The organism is Ruegeria sp. N8 (assembly GCF_056531325.1).
The window spans coordinates 430,556-452,879 of the sequence record NZ_JBQFLQ010000002.1 but is presented as its reverse complement, the minus strand read 5'-3'; the positions used below and the strand labels follow the sequence as shown (position 1 = coordinate 452,879).

Here is a 22,324-nt window from a genome sequence, read left to right as displayed (position 1 = left end):
TTTGCAACATCAGGGCAGGGAGGAGGAGAGCCCTGATGTATCTGAACCCGGGTCTGATCCCGGTATGTCTAAGTCGCGGCGACACCAGGGAGGAGGAGAGGTGTCGCCGCGCGCTTTCAACATCAGGGCAGGGAGGAGGAGAGCCCTGATGTATCTTCGTCCGGGTCTGATCCCGGTATCTGTAAGACGCGGCGACGTCAGGGAGGAGGAGAGACGTCGCCGCGCGCTTTCAACACCGGGAAAGGGAGGAGGAGAACCCGGTGTATCGCGTTCCGGCGTTCAGGGCCGGTATAATCTGCGGCGACATCAGGGAGGAGGAGAGATGCCGCCGCTGAAATACAGGTCCTAAAGGGAGGAGGAAGGACCTGATCTCGGTATATGGTTGCGCTTAAGTGCGCGCGAATTGCTCTTCGGCCGCTTGCAGCGCAAGGCGTCGGATCATCGAGCGGTGCAGGCCCAAATCAGCCAGCTCTCGGTTCGACAATTCGGACAGTTCATTCACTGTCCGACGGTAGACGCGATAGCGCGCGAACCGGATCTTTGCCGCGTCGATCAATGAAGCCATGCCGGTTGCCGGTGAGCTTTTGAGCGCGGTTTGATGTGTTGCTGCGGCCATGAGTAAAACCTGTGTGTTTCCGTGTTGCCGGGCGTTCCGGCGTTTGCTTGAGATTGAAAATAGGCAAATGCTGCGATTGCACAATGGTTCGCGTCGTCAATGCCGCTATGCAGCAAATGCATGGATATCAACTGGTTGGCGTTTTAGGGAAGAAAGTGCCTTAAAAATAAAGGTTTTCAGCTTTTACACTTTTCGGAAGAAATGTCAGCTTGATCCTTGATGCGGGTTTTCTGCGAAATCTTTGTGCGGAGTTTCCGAAATTTGTGCATCCGTTTAGCGATGCTTTTGTAGTCGCGCTGCTGAACTATTGCCCCAGAAGGGCATGGGAATTCATGGGCGAAGCGTTGTTTGCCCAACGGATCTTATGGAAAGCCTGCGATTCATCGCCATCGATTCGTCCCGAAAATCTGTTGCCTAAATGCCGATTTTCTTGAATTCCTGCTTGATGGGAAAGTTTTTTGGGAATTAATGGGAATTCAGGGAAATGCTCCAGAATGTGTATATATAGGCATGTCATGGGTTGCTATAACGATATATTGTGGTGACATCTTATATTTGATCTCCAATTTTGAGGTTTGACTTTAGAATCACCAATATTGCAGGGAAATTTTTCATTGCTTTCCATAAATTCCCATGGCATCCCTTATTCATCCGATGAGGACGAGGCACATGGGGCACCAAACGACCCCGAACCAATAAAATACAGGTTTCATACAGGCATCTCGCTTTCATCATTTAAGAGATCCGGCGCGCGGGCGAGCAGACATCCCCCCAGGTGGCGCGCGCAGCTGGACTTCCCGCTCAGCGGGCCAATGCGGCGGGTTGATCAGTGGCAGCAGATCAACCCGCCGTTTTTCATCCGGGGGGAACGCGAAGTTCAAGTGGGGCGCAAGCGAAAGGGACAGTCGTCTTGGCGCGCAGGTTTAGAGGTGAAAGCCACCACAAGGTGGATACGAAAGGCAGGGTCTCGATCCCGGCCTCGTTTCGCCGCGTGCTTGAATCCTCTGATCCGAACTGGCAGCCCGGTGACACACCTGAACTGGTGATCGTCTACGGCGACCATCGCCGCAAATTTCTGGAATGCTATACAATGCAGGCGATCGACGAGGTCGATGCCAAGATCGACGCTTTGCCGCGCGGGTCGATGCAGCGGAAGATGTTGCAGCGCATGTTCCACGGGCAGTCCTTTCCAACAACCGTGGATGAAACCGGACGTCTGGTGCTGCCGGCCAAGCTGCGCAGCAAAATCGGTCTCGAGGGCGAGGCCTTCTTTATCGCCGCGGGCGATACATTCCAAATCTGGAAGCCGGAAACATACGAATCCGAGGAACTCGCCGCCGCCGAAGAGTGGTTGGATGATCAGCCGGACGATTTCGATCCGCTGGAATTCCTAGACGGCGCCGGGGACGCGTAACGGCATGGCCGGCGCTACTCCCTCGTCCGAGAAGCCTCATATCCCTGTTCTGTTGCGCCCATTGCTGGCGGCTGTGGCTCCTGTTTCGGGCATCTGGCTGGATGGGACGTTCGGTGCGGGTGGCTATACGCGCGGTCTGCTGGACGCCGGGGCTGACAAGGTCATCGGCGTTGATCGTGATCCGCTGGCCTTTGAGATGGCAGCCGAATGGGCGGGCGACTATGGTGACCGGCTGGTGATGCAGGCCGGTGTATTCTCGCGCATGGACGAATATGCGCAGGATCTGGATGGCGTCGTGCTGGATTTGGGCGTGTCTTCCATGCAGTTGGATATGGCCGAGCGGGGCTTTTCCTTCATGAAGGACGGCCCTCTGGACATGCGGATGAGCCAGGAGGGCGAAAGCGCCGCAGATCTGGTCAATACCGCAACCGAAGCGCAACTGGCCGATATTCTGTTCCATTATGGCGAAGAACGCGCCAGCCGCCGCATTGCCAAGGCCATTGTCAAGGCGCGTACGGAGGAGGCGATCACGACGACCCTTAGTTTGGCCGAGATCATCGAATCCTGCCTGCCGCGCCCCAAACCGGGGCAGTCGCACCCGGCGACGCGCAGCTTTCAGGGGCTGCGGATCGCGGTGAATGCAGAATACGAGGAACTGTTTCAAGGCCTCATGGCTGCCGAGCGGGCGTTAAAGCCCGGCGGGCAACTGGCCGTGGTGACGTTCCATTCCATCGAAGATCGCATGGTCAAACGGTTCTTTCAGTCGCGGGCAGGCAAAACCGGGCGCGCCAACCGCTATGCGCCCGAGATGGAACAGGAGCTGCCGCAATTCACGTTGAAGACGCGTAAGGCGGTGGGGCCGGACGAGCAGGAATTGCAAGAAAATCCGCGCGCGCGCTCGGCCAAGCTGCGCGTGGCGGTACGGACTGAGGCTCCGGCGGGGGAAATTGAGGCCCGCGCCATTGGGATGCCGCAACTTGGGGGAAAGGCAAAATGAAAAGCATATTGTATGTATTGACCGCACTTTCGGTCTTTGGGCTGGCCTTGTGGGCGTATCAGGAAAATTACCGCACCCAGCAGGTTGTGAAAGAAACTCAGAAATTACAGCGTGAAATCGGTATGGCGCAGGTGCGTCTGGCGGTGTTGAACGCCGAATGGGCCTATCTCAACCGCCCTGACCGGCTGCGTGAGCTGGCTGACTTGAACTTTGAGCGCTTGGGCCTGTTGCCCTTGCGTGCCGAGCAGTTTGGGCGCGCCGACCAGGTTTCTTACGCCGAAGACCCGGACTTGCCGGGTGTTGATCCTTTTGAGTTGGAAGCGATCACCAATATTCAGGCACTGGGCGAGGTGCAGATTCCATGACACGTACGCCCCTCCGTCCTCTGGCCCGTATTCTCGACGCCCGCGCCAAGGGTGAGAACCCCAAAGCCATCGAGCGCGAGAATATCCGCCAGCGTCACGAAGACATGAAAGACCGCGCCCGTGCGCGGGCCGAAGGGCGCCTTTTGGTGCTGGGTCTGTTCTTTTTCTGCGCATTTTCGGTCGTTGGTTTTCGCATGGGGATGCTCGCCACCTCCGAGGCGCAGGAACCGCTGGCCAGTGCCCCCGGTGCTGCAATTGCTATGCAGCGCGCCAATATCGTTGACCGTGAAGGGCGCATTCTGGCGACCAATCTGGACACCTATTCTGTCTATGCCCAGCCGCCTTTGATGATTGACCCGGTGGCGGCTGCGGACCAGTTAGTGGCGATTTTTCCTGATCTGGAAAAAGAACGCCTGATCAAGGACTTCACAGGCGACCGTAAATTCCTGTGGATCAAAAAACGAATCTCGCCCGAGCAGAAACAGGCCGTGCATGACATCGGCGATCCCGGTATCCTGTTCGGCCCGCGTGAGATGCGGCTTTATCCAAACGGTAAGTTGGCCGCACATATTCTGGGTGGCTCGGGCTTTGGGCGCGAAGGCGTCAGCGCCGCCGAGGTGATCGGCGTGGCTGGTGTCGAAAAGCAGTTTGACGACTATCTGCGCAACCCTGCCAATGGCAACAAGCCGCTGCAACTGTCGCTGGACCTGACGGTACAGGCGGCGGTCGAGCAGGTGCTGTATGGCGGCATGAAGATCATGAACGCCAAGGGCGCGTCCGCTGTTCTGATGAATGCCCATACGGGTGAGGTCGTCTCAGCCGCATCGCTACCGTCTTTTGATCCCAATGACCGACCGCGCCCGCCGACCTCGGGGTTCGATCCTTCGGACAGTCCGCTGTTCAACCGTTATGTTCAGGGCGTGTACGAGTTGGGCTCGGTCTTCAAGATTTTCACGGCGGCTCAGGCGGTGCAGCTTGGCCTGGTGAATTCCAACACGATCGTCGACACGTCGGGTCCGATGCGGATCGGGCGGTTCCCGATTGGTGAGTTCAATGGCAAGAACTACGGTGAGATCAGCGTGGCGGACGTGATCGTCCACAGCTCGAACCGGGGCACGGGGCGTCTGGCTTTGCAGATCGGTGCGCAGCGGCAGCAGCAGTTCCTCAAGGCGCTGGGCATGTTCGAGCCCACCCCGTTCGAGATTGTCGAGGCCAAGGGTGGCGAGCCGCTGAAACCCAAAAAATGGGGCGAACTCAGCACTGTGACCATTTCCTATGGTCATGGTTTGTCGACCAGCCCGATGCATCTGGCGGCGGGCTATGCGGCGATCGCCAATGGTGGGCACTATGTCAGCCCGACAATCCTGCGCAAAAACGGGCCTCAGTACGGGCCGCGTGTCATGTCCGACAACGCTGCGCGTCAGGCGCAGCAGATGTTGCGCAAGGTGGTCACGGATGGCACCGCCAGCTTTGGCGATGTGGCGGGCTATGACGTGGCGGGCAAGACTGGCACTGCCGATAAGCCGAAACCGCGCGGCGGCTATTACGATGACAAGGTGATCTCGACCTTTGCGACGATCTTTCCGGCGTATGATCCGAAATACGTGCTGATCGTCACGCTGGATGAACCTTCAATCGTGGCTTACGGCGAAAAGCGCCGCACGGCAGGGTGGACAGCCGTTCCGGTTGCTGCGGAGCTGATCGGACGTGTTGCCCCCTTGCTGGGCCTGCGTCCCCGGCTTGAGCCTGAGGCACGCGCTGCTATAACGCTCACCTCAAATTAGACCGTCCGGCAAAGGGTAGGGCATGGGCACAAGAACAAAAAAACTCAGCCAACTGGCCCTGACCGCGCGCGGAGGGGCAAACCCTGACATCACCGGACTGGCTGTGGATAGCCGCGAGGTGCAGGAGGGGTTCCTGTTTGCGGCTTTGCCTGGCACCCGCGTGCATGGCGGTGAGTTTATCCAATACGCCATGCGCATGGGCGCGGCAGCCATTCTGACTGACGCCGAGGGGGCGCAGATCGCAGCCGCAGAACTGGCCGCATCGGATGCGGCTTTGATCGTGGCCGAAGACCCGCGTCAGGCGCTGGCTGGATGTGCCGCGCTATGGTTTGGCGCGCAGCCGCAGACCATTGTGGCCGTAACTGGAACCAATGGGAAAACCTCGGTCGCCACATTCGTGCGCCAAATCTGGATGGAGTTGGGCCACGCCGCCGTCAACCTTGGCACCACTGGGGTCGAAGGCGCATGGACTGCCCCGCTAGCCCACACTACGCCCGAGCCGATCACCCTGCACCGCTGTCTGGCTGAGGCGGCCGCAAACGGCGTGACCCACGCTGCAATGGAGGCGTCCTCGCACGGGTTGGAACAGCGTCGTCTGGACGGGGTCCATCTGGCGGCTGCGGGGTTCTCGAACTTCACGCAGGACCATCTGGATTACCACGAAACGTTCGAGGCGTATTTCGCCGCCAAGGCTGGTCTCTTCGACCGGGTGCTGCCGCAGGACGGCACCGTCGTGATCAATATGAGCGACCCCAAAGGGGCCGAAGTCCGCAAGATCGCCAAGGCGCGCGGGCAGGAGGTTCTGACCGTCGGGCTGGGCGATGCGGATCTGTGCCTGATGAACCAGCGTTTTGACGCGACCGGGCAGGATTTGCGGTTCTCATGGCAAGGCAAAGTGTTCCAAACTCGCTTGAACCTGATCGGAGGGTTCCAGGCTGAAAATATCCTGCTGGCCTGTGGTCTGGTGATCGCGGGCGGCGAGGACCCTGAGCGCGTTTTTGAAACTTTGCCGCATCTAACAACCGTGCGGGGCCGGATGCAACTTGCAGCGACGCGCCACAATGGAGCGGCGGTGTTCGTCGACTATGCCCATACGCCTGACGCTGTGGCCACTGCGCTCAAGGCGTTGCGCCCACATGTGATGGGGCGGCTGATTGCCATTGTTGGCGCCGGCGGCGACCGCGATGCGACCAAGCGGCCTTTGATGGGGCAGGCCGCCGCAAACCATGCCGACGTGGTTTTTGTCACCGATGACAACCCGCGCAGCGAGGATCCGGCCACCATCCGCGCCGCCGTTTTGTTGGGCGCGCCTGAGGCGACTGAGGTAGGCGACCGGGCCGAGGCCATTCTGCGCGGCATAGACGCGCTGCAACCGGGGGATGCTTTGTTGATTGCAGGCAAGGGGCATGAGACCGGTCAGATTGTCGGCGATCAGGTTCTGCCCTTTGACGATGTGGAACAGGCCAGTATCAGCGTGGCCGCGCTGGACGGGAGGGTGGCATGACGCTCTGGACTGCGGCTGAGGCCGCTGAGGCCACCGGCGGGCGCGTCACTTGTGACTGGTCCGTGAACGGCGTGTCGATTGACACCCGAACCTTGCAACCCGGCGACCTGTTCGTGGCGCTAAAGGCGGCACGGGACGGGCATGACTTCGTGGCTCAGGCGTTGGAAAAGGGGGCAGGGGCGGCTTTGGTGTCCCGCATCCCCGATGGCGTGGCCGAGGATGCGCCGTTGCTGATCGTCGACGATGTACAGGCCGGGTTGGAGGCGTTGGGCCGGGCAGGCCGCGCACGCACCGATGCGCGCGTGGTGGGTGTGACGGGCAGTGTGGGCAAGACTTCGACCAAGGAAATGCTGGCCAATGTTTTGGAAACGCAGGGCAAAACCCACGCCAGCGTCGCCAGCTACAACAACCATTGGGGCGTGCCGCTGACCTTGGCGCGGATGCCGCGCGACACCGAATTTGCAGTGATTGAGATCGGCATGAACCATCCCGGAGAGATTGCGCCTCTGGCCCTACAGGCCCGCCCACATGTGGCGCTGGTGACGACCGTGGCGGCCGTGCATCTTGAAGCGTTCGACTCGGTGGCCGGTATCGCCCATGAAAAAGCTGCGATCTTTGAAGGGCTGGAACCCGGTGGGGCAGCCATCGTGAATGCTGATATTGAACATGCGGGTATCTTGCGTGAGACAGCACAAAGCTGTGGTGCCGGCATTGTGGAATTTGGGCGCGCGGCGGCAGACTACACTCTGAAGGATGTTGAGCAGAGCGCAGACTCCGTTCACGCGACGGCTCAGGTGGGCGGTGACGCCGTCCGTTTCGACGTGCAATCGGCGGGCACGCATTTTGCGATGAATGCCCTGGGTGCTCTGGCGGCCTGCGTCGAGATGGGGGTCGATCTGGACAAGGCGATTGCCGGTCTGCGCCGCTGGTCCCCAGTCAAAGGCCGTGGCGTGCGCGAGCAAATCGCGTTGGCTGGTGGTGGTCAGATTGAGCTGCTGGACGACAGCTACAACGCCAACCCGACCTCGATGGCAGCGGCGTTGGACGTTTTGGCAGCCGCCGAAGGTTCCCGCCGCATCGCGTTTCTGGGTGACATGAAAGAGCTGGGTGCGCAGGAATTGCCAATGCACGCGACTATGGCAGATGTTGCGGCGATGGCCAAGGTCGATCAAGTGCATTGCATTGGTCCGCTGATGAAATCGTTGCACGACGCGCTGCCCAACGACAAGCGCGGGCTTTGGACGGAAACAAGCGCCGAGATGGCCACCAAGTTGCCTGACCTGATCCGGTCGGGGGATGTGGTTCTGGCCAAGGGCTCGCTGAGTATGGCATTGGCACGGATTATTGACGGGCTGCGGGAAATGGGGCAATTGGGCGCGCTTGAGCCATGATCGCCGCATCAGAAAGGTACTAGGATGCTCTATTGGTTGACCGGCCTATCGGATGGCGGGGATTTCTTTAACCTCTTTCGCTATATCACCTTCCGTGCGGGTGGTGCCTTTATGACAGCGCTGATCTTTGGGTTTATCTTCGGCAAACCGCTGATCAATGTGCTGCGTCGCAAGCAGGGCAAGGGTCAGCCGATCCGTGACGATGGTCCCGAGGGGCATTTTTCCAAGGCGGGAACGCCAACGATGGGGGGCTTGCTGATCGTGGGTGCTCTGGTCACGTCGACGCTGGTCTGGGCGCGGTGGGACAACCCCTATGTGTGGATGGTTTTGTTCGTGACACTGGGCTATGCGGCGATTGGCTTTGCGGATGACTATGCCAAGGTCTCCAAGCAGAACACCAAGGGCGTGTCGGGCAAGATGCGACTGGCTTTGGGTATACTGATTGCGGTTTTGGCTTCGGGCTGGGCGACGCTGCACCACCCCGAGGCGTTGCAGAACCAGCTGGCAGTGCCGGTGTTCAAGGATACGCTGGTCAATCTGGGTATTTTCTATATCCCGTTTGCGATTGTTGTGATCGTGGGGGCTGCGAATGCGGTGAACCTGACCGACGGGCTGGACGGTTTGGCGATTATGCCTGCGATGATCGCGGCCTCGACTTTGGGTGTGATTGCCTATGCGGTTGGGCGGGTCGACTTTACCGAATATCTGGACGTGCATTATGTGCCGGGGACTGGTGAGATTTTCATCTTTACCTCGGCGCTCTTCGGCGCGGGACTTGGGTTCCTGTGGTACAATGCACCCCCGGCGGCGGTGTTCATGGGCGACACGGGGTCGTTGGCCTTGGGCGGTGCTTTGGGGGCGATAGCGGTGGCCACGAAGCACGAACTGGTGCTGGCTGTTGTTGGCGGCCTGTTTGTGGTCGAGGCGCTGAGTGTTATCATTCAGGTGCTGTATTTCAAACGGACCGGGCGACGGGTGTTCCTGATGGCGCCGATCCATCATCACTATGAGAAAAAAGGCTGGGCTGAGCCGACGATTGTGATCCGGTTCTGGATCATCTCGCTGATCCTGGCGATGATCGGGTTGGCGACGCTGAAGGTCCGGTAACGCTCCCGCCTGGTTCGGAGGGCCTGCGGCCCGCCTGCCACCAGTTGGGCCCCGCTCGCGCTGACGCGCGAGCCTTTTGCGTCTCTTGCCAATGCTGGTTTCTTCTGCGCAGTGTGGCGGCGCATTTGGCGGCAGAAGAAGGTGGGCGGCATGATCCCGGTCAAAGGGTGTTCAGGACAGAAAATTGCAGTTCTGGGGCTGGGGCGATCCGGGTTGGCGACCGCGCGGGCCCTGCGGGCCGGGAAGGCTGAACCGATCTGTTGGGATGACAACCCAGAAGCCCGTGAAAAGGCCGAAGCCGAGGGGTTCACTTGCGCTGATCTGCGGCGGCAAGGTGCGTTTGACGATATCGTGAGCCTGATCGTTTCCCCCGGCATTCCGCACCTCTACCCTGAGCCGAACCCGGTTGTTGCGGCGGCATTGGAGGCCGGAGTGCCGGTGGACAATGATATCGGCCTGTTTTTTCGGTCTTTCGCCGGGCCGGAGTGGAACAATTACGACATCCCTCTGCGGGTCATAGCGGTCACCGGGTCGAACGGTAAATCAACGACCGCCGCGCTGATCCATCATATTCTGACTGCGGCCGGGCGAGAAACGCAACTGGCGGGCAATATCGGGCGCGGTGTGCTGGATATCGAGCCGGGGGGCGATGGCTCGGTCGTCGTGCTGGAACTGTCGAGCTATCAGACCGAACTGGCGCGTGCGCTGACGCCGGATGTGGCGGTTTTTACCAACCTGTCGCCCGATCATCTTGATCGGCATGGCGGGATGGGCGGCTATTTCGCGGCCAAGCGCCGCCTGTTCGCCGAAGGCGGGCCCGACCGCGCGGTGATCGGAGTGGATGAGAAAGAAGGTGCGTTTCTGGCAGGCCAACTGGCCGAGGGGCCCGCGGATGACCGGGTCATGCGGATTTCGGTCACGCGCAAGCTGACGGGGCCGGGGTGGCAGGTTTTTGCGCGCAAGGGGTTTCTTTCGGAATACCGCAAAGGCCGCCAAACCGGCGCCATTGACCTGCGTGAGATCAAGGGTCTGCCGGGTGCCCATAACCATCAAAACGCCTGTGCCGCCTATGCAGCGTGCCGCGCGTTGGGGCTGGCCCCGCGCGTGATCGAAGATGCGCTACACAGCTATCCGGGCTTGCCGCATCGTAGTCAGATCATCGCCGAAGCGAATGGTGTGACCTATGTGAACGACTCGAAAGCCACCAATGTGGACAGTGCGCTCAAGGCGTTGCGCGCGTTCAAGAAGATTCGCTGGATTTGCGGCGGGCTTGAGAAGGAGGGCGGGCTCGATGCCCTGAACGGCGCGAAAGCCCATGTTGTCAAAGCCTACGTCATCGGGCGTGAGGCTGCTGGTTTTGCCATGCAGCTTGAGGCCGAGGCGCAAGTTTGCACCACCATGGGCGCAGCCGTGGCGCAGGCCTTCGCCGATGCCCAACCGGGTGAGACGGTCTTGCTGGCCCCGGCGGCGGCCAGCTTCGACCAATATGACAATTTTGAACAACGAGGCGACGACTTCACGGCAGAGGTGCAGAAGCGGCTGGCGGACTAAGGATTTGCAATAGACCGCCGGTTGCGCCAAGCTGCGGTGCCATCTGCTTGACGCACCAGCATTTTTGGTTTTGCGTGCCACTAAATTCAATGTGAGGTTAAGATTATGTCCTACCGTAAAGTCTCTTTGATCCTGCCCGCTCTGCTTGTTGCGGGGGCCTGCACCAATGTGGGGGCCAATTACCAGCCCGTGGTCGATGGGCCTGTGGGTCCGAACTACAACGCGGATCTGGCCCAATGTCAGGCGTTGGCCCGGTCTCAGCCGGTAGTGGATGGTAACACGGCAGGGGCTGCGGCGATCGGTGCGGCGGGTGTCGCTGGCACCAAGGCTATCATCGACGACAGCGCCAGTGATCTTGGCCGCGCGGCAGTTGCTGGAGCCATTGTCGGTGCAGGGGCCAGTGCGATCAGCAATACTCAGAACCAGGAAGTCATCGTGCGCAACTGCATGCGTGGACGCGGGTACAACGTCGTCGGCTAGGGCCGCGCCATTGGATGTGTTGGCTAACGCGCCGCAATGGCGGTTCCGGCAGCATGGCCCGAGGACCACGCCCACTGGAAGTTGTAGCCGCCCAGCCACCCAGTGACATCCACTGCTTCACCAATCGCATAGAGGCCGGGGACATCCCTGGCCTCCATCGTTTTGGACGACAGATCATCTGTGTCGATCCCGCCCAAAGTGACCTCGGCGGTGCGATAGCCTTCGGTGCCTGAGGGGGTCAATTGCCAGTCGGACAGAGCCGCTGATAGATCGGTCAGGGCGACGTCGGATTGATCGGCCAGATTTCCATTCATCGAAAGGTGGTGTTTCAGGTACTCCACCAATCGCGCGGGCAGGTGGCGTGCCAGTTCGGTGGTCAGGGCCTTGCGCCCTCCGACCTGACGCTGATCGCGTAGCAGGTCGAACAGGGGCAAGCCCGGGATCAGGTTGACGCAGATCGCCTCGCCTTCACGCCAATAGGACGACAGTTGCAGCACTGACGGTCCGCTGAGGCCACGATGGGTGAACAACAACGCCTCATCAAAGCTGGTGCGCGCGTTCGACAGGCGCGCAGGTACGGACACGCCTGACAGCTCTTTGAACCGGCCATCCGAGAAGGTAAAGGGCACCAGCGCCGCGCGGGTATCCGTGACCCGCAGGCCGAACTGTCGCGCGATGTCATAGGCCAGCCCGGTCGCGCCCATCTTGGGGATGGACTTGCCACCGGTAGCCAGCACCAGATTGCGGCAGGTCAGGTCGTGACGCTGGCCTTCCCGCTCGACCTCCAACGCGAACCCAGCTTCGGTCTTGCGCAGATCGCGAAGACTAGTTTGCACCCACAGCTCGGCCCCGGCGCGCGCCATCTCATCCAGCAACATCTGGATGATCTGCTTCGACGAGCCGTCGCAAAACAACTGCCCCAGCGTTTTCTCGTGCGATGCGATGCCATGGCGACCAACCAGATCAACGAAATCCCACTGCGTGTACCGTGCCAGCGCGGATTTGCAGAAATGAGGGTTCTGCGACAGGAAATTGCCCGGCCCCGCATGCATATTGGTGAAATTGCATCGCCCACCGCCCGAGATGCGGATCTTCTCACCCGGCGCTTTGGCATGGTCGATCACCAGAACCCGCCCGCCACAATTGGCCGCGCACATCATGCCAGCAGCACCGGCACCCAGGATGATCGTGTCATAGCTCATGCGCGGGGGATGGCGTGGATCAGGGCGAAAGACAAGGCCCCATACGCTGTGTTGATCCGTGCAGGCTTGCAAATCGCCTGCGAGTTCTCGAATGATATGGGATATTTCCCTGTCATCGCACTCCGGATGGAACCGAAATGAACCCGATCAACCTGCACGAAAAGCTGGCGCAATTCTCAACACATTGGGACCCGCACGTCGTCGCCGACTACAACCAGAATGATGTCATGGTGGTGAAATTCCAGGGCGAGTTTCCGTTCCACAAACATGACACCACCGATGATTTCTTTCTGGTGCTCGAGGGTGAGATGATCATGGATATCGAGGGCCAGCCCTCGCAAACCGTGCGGGCCGGAGAGATCTTTGTGGTTCCCACAGGTGTCGTGCACCGTCCGCGTGCAGAGCGCGAGGTCAAGGTGCTGCTGATCGAACCGAAGGGAGAGCCGAATTCGGGCGATTCCGACCAGCCCGCGGCACCCAAGCCAAGGCTGTGACACTGGTCGTTTTGCCGATCTGCTGGCGTCTCCGCGCTAAGCGGAGATTTTCCTATCTTTCCCTTATTTCCCTAGCCCAAACGGCAAAACCGCTGTAGAGTCTCAATCAGACCCCGAAAACGGGGCGTGAACGAGGCAGAGAGTGGCGGTATCTCATGACTGAGATGGTGTATGGCGCGGTCCAGGACACGCGCGGCGAACCGATTCTACCAAAGTGGTGGCGCACGATTGATCGCTGGACCATGTCCTGCGTTTTGATCCTGTTTGTCATTGGCTTGTTGCTGGGGCTGGCTTCATCGCCGCCGCTGGCTGGGCGCAACGGGTTCGATCCGTTCCACTATGTCGAACGGCAGGCGCTCTTTGGCGGGTTGGCGCTGGTGGCGATGCTGCTGACCTCAATGATGTCGCCCACACTGGTGCGACGTTTGGCGGTACTGGGTTTTCTGGGCGCGTTTGTGGCGCTGGCTTTCCTGCCGGTCTTCGGGACCGATTTCGGCAAGGGCGCGGTGCGCTGGTATTCGCTGGGATTTGCCTCGTTGCAACCTTCTGAGTTTCTGAAGCCCGGCTTCATCGTTGTCGCCGCGTGGCTGCTTGCGGCTTCGCAAGAGATTAACGGCCCTCCGGGGCGATTGTGGTCCTTTGCGCTCTGTATGGCGATTGTGGCTATGCTGGTGCTGCAACCGGATTTCGGGCAGGCCTGCCTTATCCTGTTTGGCTGGGGCGTGATGTATTTCGTCGCCGGTGCGCCGATGCTGTTGCTGGTCGGCATGGCGGGGGCCGTAGTGTTGGGCGGGATGTTCGCCTATTCGAATTCCGAACACTTTGCCCGCCGCATTGACGGTTTCCTGAACCAAGAGGTCGATCCGACCACGCAGCTTGGCTATGCCACCAACGCGATCCGCGAAGGCGGTCTGTTCGGCGTTGGCGTGGGGGAGGGGCAGGTGAAGTGGTCCTTGCCCGATGCGCATACCGATTTCATCATCGCTGTCGCGGCCGAGGAGTATGGGCTGATCCTGGTGCTGATCATCATCGCGCTTTATTCGCTGATCGTCGTGCGCTCGCTGCTGCGGTTGATGCGCGAGCGTGACATGTTCATCCGTCTGGCAGGCACCGGTCTGGCCTGCATGTTCGGCGTTCAGGCGATGATCAACATGGGCGTGGCGGTGCGCTTGTTGCCCGCCAAGGGCATGACGCTGCCGTTCGTTAGCTATGGCGGCTCGTCCCTGATTGCGGGCGGCATCGCCGTGGGCATGTTGCTGGCCTTCACCCGAACCCGCCCGCAGGGTGAGCTGGGTGACATTCTACGCGGTCGCGGCTGATGCCTTATCTTCTGATCGCGGCAGGCGGCACCGGGGGGCACATGTTCCCCGCGCAGGCGCTGGCCGAGGCGATGCTGCAGAAAGGCTGGCGCGTGCGCCTGTCCACTGATGCGCGCGGTGCGCGCTATACCGGCGGCTTTCCGCATTCGACCGAGATTGTTGAGGCGACTTCGGCCACTTTCGCGCGTGGCGGGCTGGCGGCCAAGGCGCTGGTCGGGCCAAAGATCGCGGGCGGCGTGACCAGCATGGCGATGCAAATGATGCGCGACCGCCCGGACGTGGTGGTTGGCTTCGGTGGCTATCCTTCGATCCCGGCGCTGGGGGCCGCGACGCTGCTGAACATTCCGCGCATGATCCATGAGCAGAACGGCGTGTTGGGTCGGGTGAACCAGCTGTTTGCCAAGCGCGTGGCGCAGGTGGCCTGCGGGGTCTGGCCCACGGATTTGCCCGACGGCGCAAAGGGCGTCCATACCGGCAACCCGGTGCGCGGCGCGGTGCTGGAACGTGCCGCGGCAGGCTATATCCCGCCCGGAGACTACCCGATGTCAGTTCTGGTGATGGGTGGCAGCCAGGGTGCGCGTATCCTCAGTGATGTGGTGCCCGGCGCGCTTGCGGCGCTGCCGGAAGACCTGCGTGCCTATATCCGCGTGGCGCATCAGGCCCGCGACGAAGACGGCGAACGCGTCATCGCGTTTTACGCCGACCATGGCATCCGGGCCGAGGTTCTGCCCTTTTTCGATGATGTCCCCCGGCGGATGTCGGATGCGCAGCTGGTGATCAGCCGCTCGGGCGCGTCCAGTGTGGCCGATATCTCGGTCATCGGGAGACCCTCGATCCTTGTCCCCTTTGCCGCCGCTGCGGGCGACCATCAAACCGCCAATGCGCGCGGGCTGGTGCAGGCGGGTGGCGCGATCATGATCCCCGAAAACCTGCTTGACGTTGCCGCGCTGACCGAGCAAATCACCGCCGTTCTGACAAACCCCGAGGCCGCGCAAAAGATGGCCCGTGCCGCCCTATCCACCGGAGCCCCGGACGCGACCGAGCGTCTGGTTCACCTTGTTGAAGAGCTGGCGCAGAAGGAGACCCCATGAATCCAGCCACCAAACTGCCGCAAGACGTAGGGCCGATCCACTTCGTTGGCATCGGCGGAATTGGGATGTCGGGCATTGCCGAGGTGCTGCTGAATCTGGGCTACCGGGTGCAAGGCTCGGACCTGAAAGCTTCCAAGATCACCGACCGTCTGGCCGGTTTGGGGGCCGAGATTTTCGTGGGCCAGCGCGCCGAAAACCTTGAAAACGCAGCCGTCGTTGTGGTCTCCACCGCGATCAAGCCGGGTAACCCTGAATTGGACGGCGCCCGCGCGCAGGGCCTGCCGGTGGTGCGCCGCGCCGATATGCTGGCCGAGTTGATGCGCCTGAAATCCAACATCGCCATCGCCGGAACCCACGGCAAGACTACCACGACCACCATGATGGCTGAGCTTATGGTGGCCGGTGATTTCGATCCCACCGTGATCAATGGTGGCATCATCCATGCCTATGGGTCCAACGCGCGAATGGGGCAGGGCGAATGGATGGTGGTCGAGGCCGACGAATCCGACGGCTCGTTCAACCGCCTGCCTGCGACGATAGCCATCGTCACCAATATCGACCCCGAGCATATGGAGCATTGGGGTGATTTCGACCGGCTGCGGGACGGGTTTTACGAGTTTGTCTCGAACCTGCCCTTCTACGGTCTGGCCGTGTGCTGCACCGACCATACCGAGGTGCAGACGCTGGTGGGCCGCATCAGCGACCGCCGGGTGCGCACCTATGGGTTCAACGCGCAGGCCGATGTGCGGGCCGTGAACCTGACTTACAAGGGCGGTGTCGCGCATTTTGATATCCAACTTCAATACGAAGACACGGTGATCGAGGGCTGCACACTGCCTATGCCCGGCGATCACAATGTCTCGAACGCTTTGTCCGCTGTGGCTGTGGCCCGCCATCTGGGCATGAAAATCGCTGAAATCCGCGAGGCTCTGGCCAATTTCGGCGGCGTAAACCGCCGCTTTACCAAGGTCGGAGAGGTTGATGGCGTTACCATCATCGACGACTACGGCCACCACCCGGTTGAGATTGCCGCCGTGCTGAAAGCCGCACGCCAAGCCAGTGATGGGCGTGTGATCGCCGTTCACCAACCGCACCGCTATTCGCGCCTGTCGAACCTGTTCGAGGATTTCTGCACCTGTTTCAACGACGCCGACGTGGTCGCAATCGCTGATATTTTCGCTGCGGGTGAAGACCCGATCGAGGGCGCATCCCGCGATGATCTGGTGCAGGGCCTGATCCGCCACGGTCATCGTCACGCCCGTGCGCTGCTGGATGAAAATGATCTGGAACGTTTGGTCCGCGAACAAGCCCGCCCCGGTGACATGGTCGTTTGCCTCGGGGCCGGGACAATCAGCGCCTGGGCCAACGGTTTGCCAGACCGTTTGCAACGTAAACAAGCTGTGTGACGCAGGGAACCAACTTGACGCTCGACTGATTTGAGCGTTTGCAGCCGCGAAACAACGTCCTCGGAGGGGCGCATGGTAAATTCAGTGGTGTTTGCGGGACTTTGGGTCATTGCCTCGACCATCGTGGCAATGCTGCCGATGCGCCTGCAGTTTCCGCCCGGCGTTGTGCTGTTCGTCAGTGCCCCTGCGCTGATCGTCTGGTTGGGCCATGATTTCGGCTGGTTCGTTTCAGTGCTGGCCTTCGCGGGGTTTGCATCCATGTTCCGTAGACCGATCCGCCACTACTGGCACCGTTGGACCGGGCAGGAGGTTCAGGAATGAATTGGTCAATCGCTCTGGCTGCGTTGTGGGGGATTGCTGCGAATGTGCTGGCGATGATCCCCAGCAAAGACAACCACTGGACCCGCGCCTATGTCCTGATCGCGGTGGGGATTCCGATATTGGGCTATGTCACCTTGCAGAACGGCCCGTGGATCGGACTTTTGGTGCTGGCGATGGGTATGTCCGTGCTGCGCTGGCCGGTGATTTATCTGGGGCGCTGGATACGTCGGATGCTCGGTTCGGCTCAGTGACAGATACGGCTTGCGCGGAGGACATAAATCCGCGAAGGAACCCGAATGACATCTCTTCCAGAACCCCGTGGCAAGCTGACCCAGAACCGAAGCCTGAACGACCTGACATGGCTTCGTGTCGGCGGTCCAGCAGATTATTTGTTCCAACCTGCGGATATCGACGATCTGAAAGGGTTTCTGCGCGACCTGCCCGCAGATTTCGACGTGTTCCCCATGGGTGTTGGGTCAAACTTGATCGTCCGGGATGGCGGCTTGCGCGCCGTGGTGATCCGGCTAGGGCGCGGGTTCAACGGGATCGAGATCGCAGGTAACACCGTCACAGCTGGTGCCGCGGCGCTGGATGCGCATGTGGCGCGCAAAGCGGCAGATGCGGGGGTGGACCTCACGTTTTTGCGTACCATTCCGGGCTCGGTCGGTGGGGCGGTGCGGATGAACGCGGGCTGCTATGGCAGCTACACGGCGGATGTGCTGCGCAGAGCCACCATTGTCACGCGCCAGGGCGAGGTCGTGGACCTGACGCCGCAGGACCTGAACTTCCGCTATCGCCAGTCGGATTTGCCCGATGGGGCGGTGCTGATTTCGGCCACGTTTGAGGGGCCCGCGGGTGATCCACAAGCGCTGCATGACCGGATGGCGACGCAATTGCAAAAACGCGATGAGACCCAACCCACCAAAGACCGCAGCGCAGGTTCGACCTTTCGCAACCCAGCCGGGTTTTCCTCAACGGGCAGGGCGGATGACGTGCATGATCTGAAGGCGTGGAAAGTGATTGACGATGCCGGAATGCGCGGGGCCACCAAGGGTGGCGCGCAGATGAGCGAGAAGCACTCCAATTTCCTGATCAACACTGGCGGTGCCACTGCCGCTGACCTTGAAGGTCTGGGCGAAGAGGTGCGAAAAAAGGTTTACGAAACAAGCGGCATCACGCTAGAGTGGGAAATCATGCGGGTCGGTGATCCGTTGAAGGAATAAAGCCCCAGCCGTCAGACCAAAACAGGCAAATTCAGGCGACGGATCAAAGGCATAAACGCAGTACGGACCACCGCATAAGGTCCGGGGACATTGAGGCGCTAAGTGGGTAAGTCGAGCAGGACACACCCCAAAGTGGCGGTATTGATGGGCGGCCCCTCGGCGGAACGCGAGGTGTCTCTCAGCAGCGGGCGCGAATGCGCAGCCGCCCTTAGGGGAGAAGGCTTTGAAGTGGTCGAACTGGACGCGGGTCCTGACCTTTCTGCGCGCCTGTCGGAAATCAAGCCAGATGTGGTTTTCAACGCGCTGCATGGGCGCTGGGGCGAAGACGGCTGTGTGCAGGGCTTGTTGGAATGGATGCGCCTTCCGTACACGCATTCCGGGGTGCTGGCCTCGGCCTTGGCGATGGACAAACAACGCAGCAAAGAGATCTACCAGACCGAAGGCTTGCCGATCGTTCCCAGCGTGATCCTACCCAAGCAACAGGTCGCGGCATCCCACGCGATGGAGCCGCCCTATGTGGCCAAACCGAACAACGAAGGTTCCAGCGTTGGGATCTATATTGTCTCGGAAGGTGCGAATTGCCCGCCTCGTCTGTCCGACGACATGCCAGATCATGTGATGGTCGAGAAATACATCGCAGGGCGCGAGTTGACTGTTACCGTGATGGGCGACCGCGCCTTGACCGTGACCGAGATCATGACCGATGGCGGCTGGTATGACTATGACGCCAAGTACAAGCCCGGCGGCTCGTGGCATGTGCTGCCTGCCGACATCCCGCAGGATATCTTTGACCGCTGCATGGACTATGCACTGAAGGCCCATAGTGCCTTGGGGTGTCGGGGTGTCAGCCGCACCGACTACCGCTGGGATGACAGCATGGGTGCGGACGGTCTGTTCCTGCTGGAAACCAACACCCAGCCGGGCATGACACCGACCTCGCTGGTGCCCGAACAGGCCGAGCATTGTGGCATGAGTTTCGGACAGCTTTGCGCCTGGATGGTGGAGGACGCCTCATGCGACCGCTAAGAGCCACCCGTGCCCCCGTCATTCGTCGGACCACGCAGCCGTCCGGCCCTGATGCTGATTTTGCATCGGGCGAACGGCACGATACGCAGCCCAAGCTGCGGCTGGGCGGGGTTAAGCTGTTTGGCCGTAAATCGCAGAGGTTCGATCCGGCGCCATCGCGGCTGAGCTACCGGATACAACGTTGGATGCTGACACCGAGTATTCGGCGCGGGTTGAAGTACGGCCTGCCTGTATTTGCAATCTGCTCGGCCACTACGCTCTATTTCAGTGCTGAAGATCGGCGTGAGGCCGTTGTGGACTATGTCAACGACATCAAGACCTCGATCCAGCAGCGACCAGAATTCATGGTCAATCTTATGGCGATCGACGGGGCAGGCACCAACCTGTCCGAAGATATCCGTGAGGTCGTGCCGCTGGATTTTCCGATCAGTTCCTGGGACCTGGATGCCGAACAGATCCGCGACACGATTACCGGGCTTGATCCGGTTAAATCCGCCACCGTTCGGATCCGCCCCGGCGGTATCTTGCAGGTGGATGTGGTCGAGCGTCAGCCCGTCGTGGTTTGGCGCACCCGCAGCGGGACCGAGTTGCTGGACGAAACCGGCGCACATGTGGAACGAATCGCCTCGCGCAAGGATCATGCGCATCTGCCACTAATTGCAGGTAAAGGCGCGGATGGGCATGTCGACGAGGCACTGCAACTTCTGACAACCGCCCGCAGCCTTGGTGCGCGTGTGCGCGGGTTGGTACGCATAGGCGAGCGCCGCTGGGATTTGGTTCTGGATCGTGGCCAGCGCATCATGTTGCCCACCGAACGTCCCGTGCGCGCGCTGGAGCATGTGTTGGCGGTGAACGAAGTGCAGGACCTGTTGGAACGTGACGTGGCCGTTGTGGACATGCGCCTCGGCCAGCGTCCGACGATACGAATGACCAAAGCCGCCAGCGACGACTGGTGGGGTACTAAAACCGATGTGAGTAGCAGGCAGTAACGACCATGATGACCGATCTTTATCAGTCCCAACGGGCCATGCGGCAGATGCGCAGGCAGGCAATGCAGCGCGGTGTCGTGGCCATTCTGGATGTTGGCAGCTCGAAGATTTCCTGCCTTGTGCTGCGGTTCGACGGTGCTGGTCGTCTGCATGAAGATAGCGGGATCGGGTCACTGGCCGGCCAGACCGGGTTCCGGGTGATCGGCGCGGCGACGACTCGGTCGCGTGGGGTGCAATTCGGTGAAGTCACCGCGATGCAGGAAACCGAACGGGCCATTCGAACCGCCCTGCAAGCGGCGCAGAAAATGGCCGAAATTCGTGTCGATCATGTGATCGCCTGTTTCTCTGGCGCGAACCCTCGGTCCTACGGTCTGGATGCGCAGGTCGATCTGGAAGGGCAGGTGGTCAGCGAGGCCGAGGTCGGTCGGGTGCTGAACGCCTGCGATGTCCCTGACTATGGTGCCGGCCGCGAAGTGTTGCACGCGCAGCCTGTGAATTTTGCCTTGGACAACCGCTCGGGTTTGATTGATCCGCGTGGCCAGATGGGGCAGTCGCTGGCCGTCGATATGCATATGCTGACCGTGGATGCGGTTGCGATCCAGAACATCGTGCGCTGCATAAAGCGGTGTGACTTGGAACTGGCAGGGATCGCGAACTCGGCCTATGTGTCGGGGATTTCTGCGCTGGTCGAGGATGAGCAAGAGCTGGGCGCGGCCTGTATCGACATGGGCGGCGGCACGACCAGCGTGTCCATCTTCATGAAAAAGCACATGATTTTCGCCGATTGCGTGCGCATGGGTGGGGATCACGTGACCAGCGATATCTCGATGGGTCTTGGCGTACCTGCGAATGTGGCCGAACGGATCAAGACCTTCAACGGCGGCGTTCACGCGACCGGGGCAGATGACCGCGACCTGATCGACATCGGTGGCGATACCGGCGATTGGGAACATGACCGCCGCACCGTCAGCCGGGCCGAGTTGATCGGCATCATGCGTCCCCGAGTCGAAGAAATCCTCGAGGAAGTCCGCATTCGTCTAGACGCCGCTGGGTTCGACCATCTGCCCAGCCAACAGATCGTTCTGACCGGTGGCGGTAGTCAGATCATGGGGCTGGATGGGCTGGCAACTCGGATCCTGGGCCAGCGCGTGCGTTTGGGCCGCCCATTGCGCGTACATGGTTTGCCGCAATCGGCGACGGGGCCAGGATTCTCATCCGTGGTGGGGCTCAGCCTGTTTGCGGCGCATCCGCAGGATGAATGGTGGGATTTCGAGATTCCCGTCGATACCTATGCCGCACGCCCGTTCAAACGCGCCGTGCGCTGGTTCCGTGACAATTGGTAAACTCCTGATCGCGGCGCTGGTTGCCGCGATTCCGGCGTCTGTCCGCGCGCAGACCCTGATAACGCCCGAGGCGTTTCTGGATGCAGTGCAAGGCAAGACGGTCCGATTCCATCTTCTGCCCGGCGGTGGCCTGGTCGGCACCGAAGAGTTCCTGAGTCCGAGTCTCTCAGTCTGGCGGATGGAGGGTAGAGGTTGTGTCTACGGTCAGATTACCACCCCTGATGGTAAGGTTTGTTTCCTATATGGCGACGATCCTGATGGCCTCCCCGTGTGTTGGTGGCCGTTTGTCTACAATGATCGTCTGATGGTGCGTTTGGCGGAAATTACGAACGGTGAAATTCAAGAGGTGCGTAGCATCTCGGACGACAGTCTGAATTGTCCAAGTACTCCTATTGGTTGAAGAATTCCCTTGCGGAGAGGCGTCGAATCCAGCAAGATATCCACAAGGCCCGTCAGAGGCCCTATGCGAGGACCCGAGCAGGTTTCCGCACCCTAAAAAAACGATTCAATCGCAGTCCGCGCAACCGCCTGCGGCCCTCGTGCAGGGGTATGTTTTGTGCTGGATTGAGTTCATTCCGCAACATCTGGCAAACAATACGAAATACCGGCGGGCAATGCCTTAATTCCTCCATATTTTGTGGAGTCTGACGATTTTTGGCGTGACCTTTGCGGTTTCGGTCGGTAGGATTGTTTAAGGATAG

The 22,324-nt window shown here is 60.4% G+C and carries 22 protein-coding genes; 20 read left to right on the top strand and 2 right to left on the bottom strand.

Annotation, left to right across the window (positions count from 1 at the left end; all coding sequences use genetic code 11):
- Positions 1 to 388 precede the first annotated feature (388 nt).
- Positions 389 to 616, bottom strand: coding sequence for a DUF1127 domain-containing protein (locus ACR0C5_RS06290; RefSeq protein ID WP_170769200.1), 228 nt, complete (start codon positions 614 to 616; stop codon positions 389 to 391).
- A 910-nt stretch (positions 617 to 1,526) separates the two neighbouring features.
- Between ACR0C5_RS06290 and mraZ the strand changes: the two genes are divergently transcribed.
- The 9 genes from mraZ (at position 1,527) to ACR0C5_RS06245 (ending at position 11,209) form a co-directional block, all read left to right on the top strand.
- The gene (gene mraZ, locus ACR0C5_RS06285; protein ID WP_170769201.1) at positions 1,527 to 2,030 is read left to right on the top strand and encodes a division/cell wall cluster transcriptional repressor MraZ; all 504 of its coding nucleotides are present in this window, start codon (positions 1,527 to 1,529) and stop codon (positions 2,028 to 2,030) included.
- A gap of 4 nt (positions 2,031 to 2,034) precedes the next feature.
- Positions 2,035 to 3,027 carry a 16S rRNA (cytosine(1402)-N(4))-methyltransferase RsmH gene (gene rsmH / locus ACR0C5_RS06280; RefSeq protein ID WP_480875339.1) on the top strand — a complete coding sequence of 331 codons (993 nt, stop codon included), beginning with the start codon at positions 2,035 to 2,037 and terminating at the stop codon, positions 3,025 to 3,027.
- Entirely contained in the window at positions 3,024 to 3,392 is a 369-nt protein-coding gene (gene ftsL, locus ACR0C5_RS06275) for a cell division protein FtsL (protein WP_170769203.1), read from the top strand. Before rsmH ends, ftsL begins: the two co-directional genes overlap by 4 nt.
- The gene (locus tag ACR0C5_RS06270; RefSeq protein WP_480875336.1) at positions 3,389 to 5,176 is read left to right on the top strand and encodes a peptidoglycan D,D-transpeptidase FtsI family protein; all 1,788 of its coding nucleotides are present in this window, start codon (positions 3,389 to 3,391) and stop codon (positions 5,174 to 5,176) included. The genes ftsL and ACR0C5_RS06270 overlap by 4 nt, the downstream gene beginning before the upstream one ends.
- 22 nt (positions 5,177 to 5,198) lie before the next feature.
- Positions 5,199 to 6,680, top strand: coding sequence for a UDP-N-acetylmuramoyl-L-alanyl-D-glutamate--2,6-diaminopimelate ligase (locus ACR0C5_RS06265; RefSeq protein ID WP_480875334.1), 1,482 nt, complete (start codon positions 5,199 to 5,201; stop codon positions 6,678 to 6,680).
- Complete coding sequence (locus ACR0C5_RS06260) at positions 6,677 to 8,071, top strand: UDP-N-acetylmuramoyl-tripeptide--D-alanyl-D-alanine ligase (RefSeq protein WP_480875332.1); 1,395 nt, start codon at positions 6,677 to 6,679, stop codon at positions 8,069 to 8,071. The genes ACR0C5_RS06265 and ACR0C5_RS06260 overlap by 4 nt, the downstream gene beginning before the upstream one ends.
- A 24-nt stretch (positions 8,072 to 8,095) precedes the next feature.
- Complete coding sequence (gene mraY / locus ACR0C5_RS06255; RefSeq protein ID WP_170769207.1) at positions 8,096 to 9,178, top strand: phospho-N-acetylmuramoyl-pentapeptide-transferase; 1,083 nt, start codon at positions 8,096 to 8,098, stop codon at positions 9,176 to 9,178.
- Positions 9,179 to 9,328: 150 nt separating this feature from the next.
- Positions 9,329 to 10,729, top strand: coding sequence for a UDP-N-acetylmuramoyl-L-alanine--D-glutamate ligase (murD, locus tag ACR0C5_RS06250; RefSeq protein ID WP_480875329.1), 1,401 nt, complete (start codon positions 9,329 to 9,331; stop codon positions 10,727 to 10,729).
- A gap of 105 nt (positions 10,730 to 10,834) precedes the next feature.
- Positions 10,835 to 11,209 (top strand): glycine zipper family protein, encoded by a 375-nt coding sequence (locus ACR0C5_RS06245; protein ID WP_170769209.1) that lies wholly within the window; start codon positions 10,835 to 10,837, stop codon positions 11,207 to 11,209.
- Positions 11,210 to 11,232: 23 nt separating this feature from the next.
- Here the strand turns inward: ACR0C5_RS06245 and ACR0C5_RS06240 are convergent, their stop codons facing one another.
- Positions 11,233 to 12,411, bottom strand: a complete 1,179-nt coding sequence (locus ACR0C5_RS06240; protein ID WP_480875326.1) for a BaiN/RdsA family NAD(P)/FAD-dependent oxidoreductase — start codon at positions 12,409 to 12,411, stop codon at positions 11,233 to 11,235.
- Between the two features lie 137 nt (positions 12,412 to 12,548).
- Between ACR0C5_RS06240 and ACR0C5_RS06235 the strand changes: the two genes are divergently transcribed.
- The 11 genes from ACR0C5_RS06235 to ACR0C5_RS06185 all read left to right on the top strand — a co-directional run bounded on the left by ACR0C5_RS06235 (position 12,549) and on the right by ACR0C5_RS06185 (position 22,023).
- Positions 12,549 to 12,905 carry a cupin domain-containing protein gene (locus ACR0C5_RS06235; protein WP_170769211.1) on the top strand — a complete coding sequence of 119 codons (357 nt, stop codon included), beginning with the start codon at positions 12,549 to 12,551 and terminating at the stop codon, positions 12,903 to 12,905.
- Positions 12,906 to 13,060: 155 nt separating this feature from the next.
- A complete protein-coding gene (gene ftsW / locus ACR0C5_RS06230) occupies positions 13,061 to 14,224 on the top strand; it encodes a putative lipid II flippase FtsW (RefSeq protein ID WP_170788327.1) in 1,164 nt (387 codons plus the stop codon).
- Complete coding sequence (locus ACR0C5_RS06225) at positions 14,224 to 15,315, top strand: UDP-N-acetylglucosamine--N-acetylmuramyl-(pentapeptide) pyrophosphoryl-undecaprenol N-acetylglucosamine transferase (protein ID WP_480875324.1); 1,092 nt, start codon at positions 14,224 to 14,226, stop codon at positions 15,313 to 15,315. Before ftsW ends, ACR0C5_RS06225 begins: the two co-directional genes overlap by 1 nt.
- On the top strand, positions 15,312 to 16,721 hold the full coding sequence (gene murC, locus ACR0C5_RS06220; protein WP_480875321.1) for a UDP-N-acetylmuramate--L-alanine ligase: 1,410 nt from the start codon (positions 15,312 to 15,314) through the stop codon (positions 16,719 to 16,721). Before ACR0C5_RS06225 ends, murC begins: the two co-directional genes overlap by 4 nt.
- Positions 16,722 to 16,793: 72 nt before the next feature.
- The gene (locus ACR0C5_RS06215) at positions 16,794 to 17,042 is read left to right on the top strand and encodes a DUF2484 family protein (RefSeq protein ID WP_480875319.1); all 249 of its coding nucleotides are present in this window, start codon (positions 16,794 to 16,796) and stop codon (positions 17,040 to 17,042) included.
- The gene (locus tag ACR0C5_RS06210) at positions 17,039 to 17,293 is read left to right on the top strand and encodes a DUF2484 family protein (RefSeq protein WP_170784125.1); all 255 of its coding nucleotides are present in this window, start codon (positions 17,039 to 17,041) and stop codon (positions 17,291 to 17,293) included. Before ACR0C5_RS06215 ends, ACR0C5_RS06210 begins: the two co-directional genes overlap by 4 nt.
- Positions 17,294 to 17,338: 45 nt before the next feature.
- On the top strand, positions 17,339 to 18,265 hold the full coding sequence (gene murB, locus ACR0C5_RS06205; RefSeq protein WP_480875316.1) for a UDP-N-acetylmuramate dehydrogenase: 927 nt from the start codon (positions 17,339 to 17,341) through the stop codon (positions 18,263 to 18,265).
- A gap of 102 nt (positions 18,266 to 18,367) precedes the next feature.
- Complete coding sequence (locus ACR0C5_RS06200) at positions 18,368 to 19,291, top strand: D-alanine--D-alanine ligase (protein WP_170769218.1); 924 nt, start codon at positions 18,368 to 18,370, stop codon at positions 19,289 to 19,291.
- Positions 19,279 to 20,280 carry a cell division protein FtsQ/DivIB gene (locus ACR0C5_RS06195; RefSeq protein WP_480875313.1) on the top strand — a complete coding sequence of 334 codons (1,002 nt, stop codon included), beginning with the start codon at positions 19,279 to 19,281 and terminating at the stop codon, positions 20,278 to 20,280. Before ACR0C5_RS06200 ends, ACR0C5_RS06195 begins: the two co-directional genes overlap by 13 nt.
- An 8-nt stretch (positions 20,281 to 20,288) precedes the next feature.
- Positions 20,289 to 21,623: a cell division protein FtsA gene (ftsA, locus tag ACR0C5_RS06190; protein WP_170769828.1), complete on the top strand. Its 1,335-nt coding sequence runs from the start codon at positions 20,289 to 20,291 to the stop codon at positions 21,621 to 21,623.
- Complete coding sequence (locus tag ACR0C5_RS06185) at positions 21,610 to 22,023, top strand: hypothetical protein (RefSeq protein ID WP_480875311.1); 414 nt, start codon at positions 21,610 to 21,612, stop codon at positions 22,021 to 22,023. The genes ftsA and ACR0C5_RS06185 overlap by 14 nt, the downstream gene beginning before the upstream one ends.
- The last annotated feature ends 301 nt before the right edge of the window (positions 22,024 to 22,324 follow it).

Bases quoted from the DNA above. Each gene is read 5' to 3' on its own strand.
- ACR0C5_RS06290 (WP_170769200.1), bottom strand. From the start codon at position 616: ATGGCCGCAGCAACACATCAAACCGCGCTCAAAAGCTCACCGGCAACC.
- rsmH (WP_480875339.1), top strand. From the start codon at position 2,035: ATGGCCGGCGCTACTCCCTCGTCCGAGAAGCCTCATATCCCTGTTCTG.
- ftsL (WP_170769203.1), top strand. From the start codon at position 3,024: ATGAAAAGCATATTGTATGTATTGACCGCACTTTCGGTCTTTGGGCTG.
- ACR0C5_RS06270 (WP_480875336.1), top strand. From the start codon at position 3,389: ATGACACGTACGCCCCTCCGTCCTCTGGCCCGTATTCTCGACGCCCGC.
- ACR0C5_RS06265 (WP_480875334.1), top strand. From the start codon at position 5,199: ATGGGCACAAGAACAAAAAAACTCAGCCAACTGGCCCTGACCGCGCGC.
- ACR0C5_RS06260 (WP_480875332.1), top strand. From the start codon at position 6,677: ATGACGCTCTGGACTGCGGCTGAGGCCGCTGAGGCCACCGGCGGGCGC.
- mraY (WP_170769207.1), top strand. From the start codon at position 8,096: ATGCTCTATTGGTTGACCGGCCTATCGGATGGCGGGGATTTCTTTAAC.
- murD (WP_480875329.1), top strand. From the start codon at position 9,329: ATGATCCCGGTCAAAGGGTGTTCAGGACAGAAAATTGCAGTTCTGGGG.
- ACR0C5_RS06245 (WP_170769209.1), top strand. From the start codon at position 10,835: ATGTCCTACCGTAAAGTCTCTTTGATCCTGCCCGCTCTGCTTGTTGCG.
- ACR0C5_RS06240 (WP_480875326.1), bottom strand. From the start codon at position 12,411: ATGAGCTATGACACGATCATCCTGGGTGCCGGTGCTGCTGGCATGATG.
- ACR0C5_RS06235 (WP_170769211.1), top strand. From the start codon at position 12,549: ATGAACCCGATCAACCTGCACGAAAAGCTGGCGCAATTCTCAACACAT.
- ftsW (WP_170788327.1), top strand. From the start codon at position 13,061: ATGACTGAGATGGTGTATGGCGCGGTCCAGGACACGCGCGGCGAACCG.
- ACR0C5_RS06225 (WP_480875324.1), top strand. From the start codon at position 14,224: ATGCCTTATCTTCTGATCGCGGCAGGCGGCACCGGGGGGCACATGTTC.
- murC (WP_480875321.1), top strand. From the start codon at position 15,312: ATGAATCCAGCCACCAAACTGCCGCAAGACGTAGGGCCGATCCACTTC.
- ACR0C5_RS06215 (WP_480875319.1), top strand. From the start codon at position 16,794: ATGGTAAATTCAGTGGTGTTTGCGGGACTTTGGGTCATTGCCTCGACC.
- ACR0C5_RS06210 (WP_170784125.1), top strand. From the start codon at position 17,039: ATGAATTGGTCAATCGCTCTGGCTGCGTTGTGGGGGATTGCTGCGAAT.
- murB (WP_480875316.1), top strand. From the start codon at position 17,339: ATGACATCTCTTCCAGAACCCCGTGGCAAGCTGACCCAGAACCGAAGC.
- ACR0C5_RS06195 (WP_480875313.1), top strand. From the start codon at position 19,279: ATGCGACCGCTAAGAGCCACCCGTGCCCCCGTCATTCGTCGGACCACG.
- ftsA (WP_170769828.1), top strand. From the start codon at position 20,289: ATGACCGATCTTTATCAGTCCCAACGGGCCATGCGGCAGATGCGCAGG.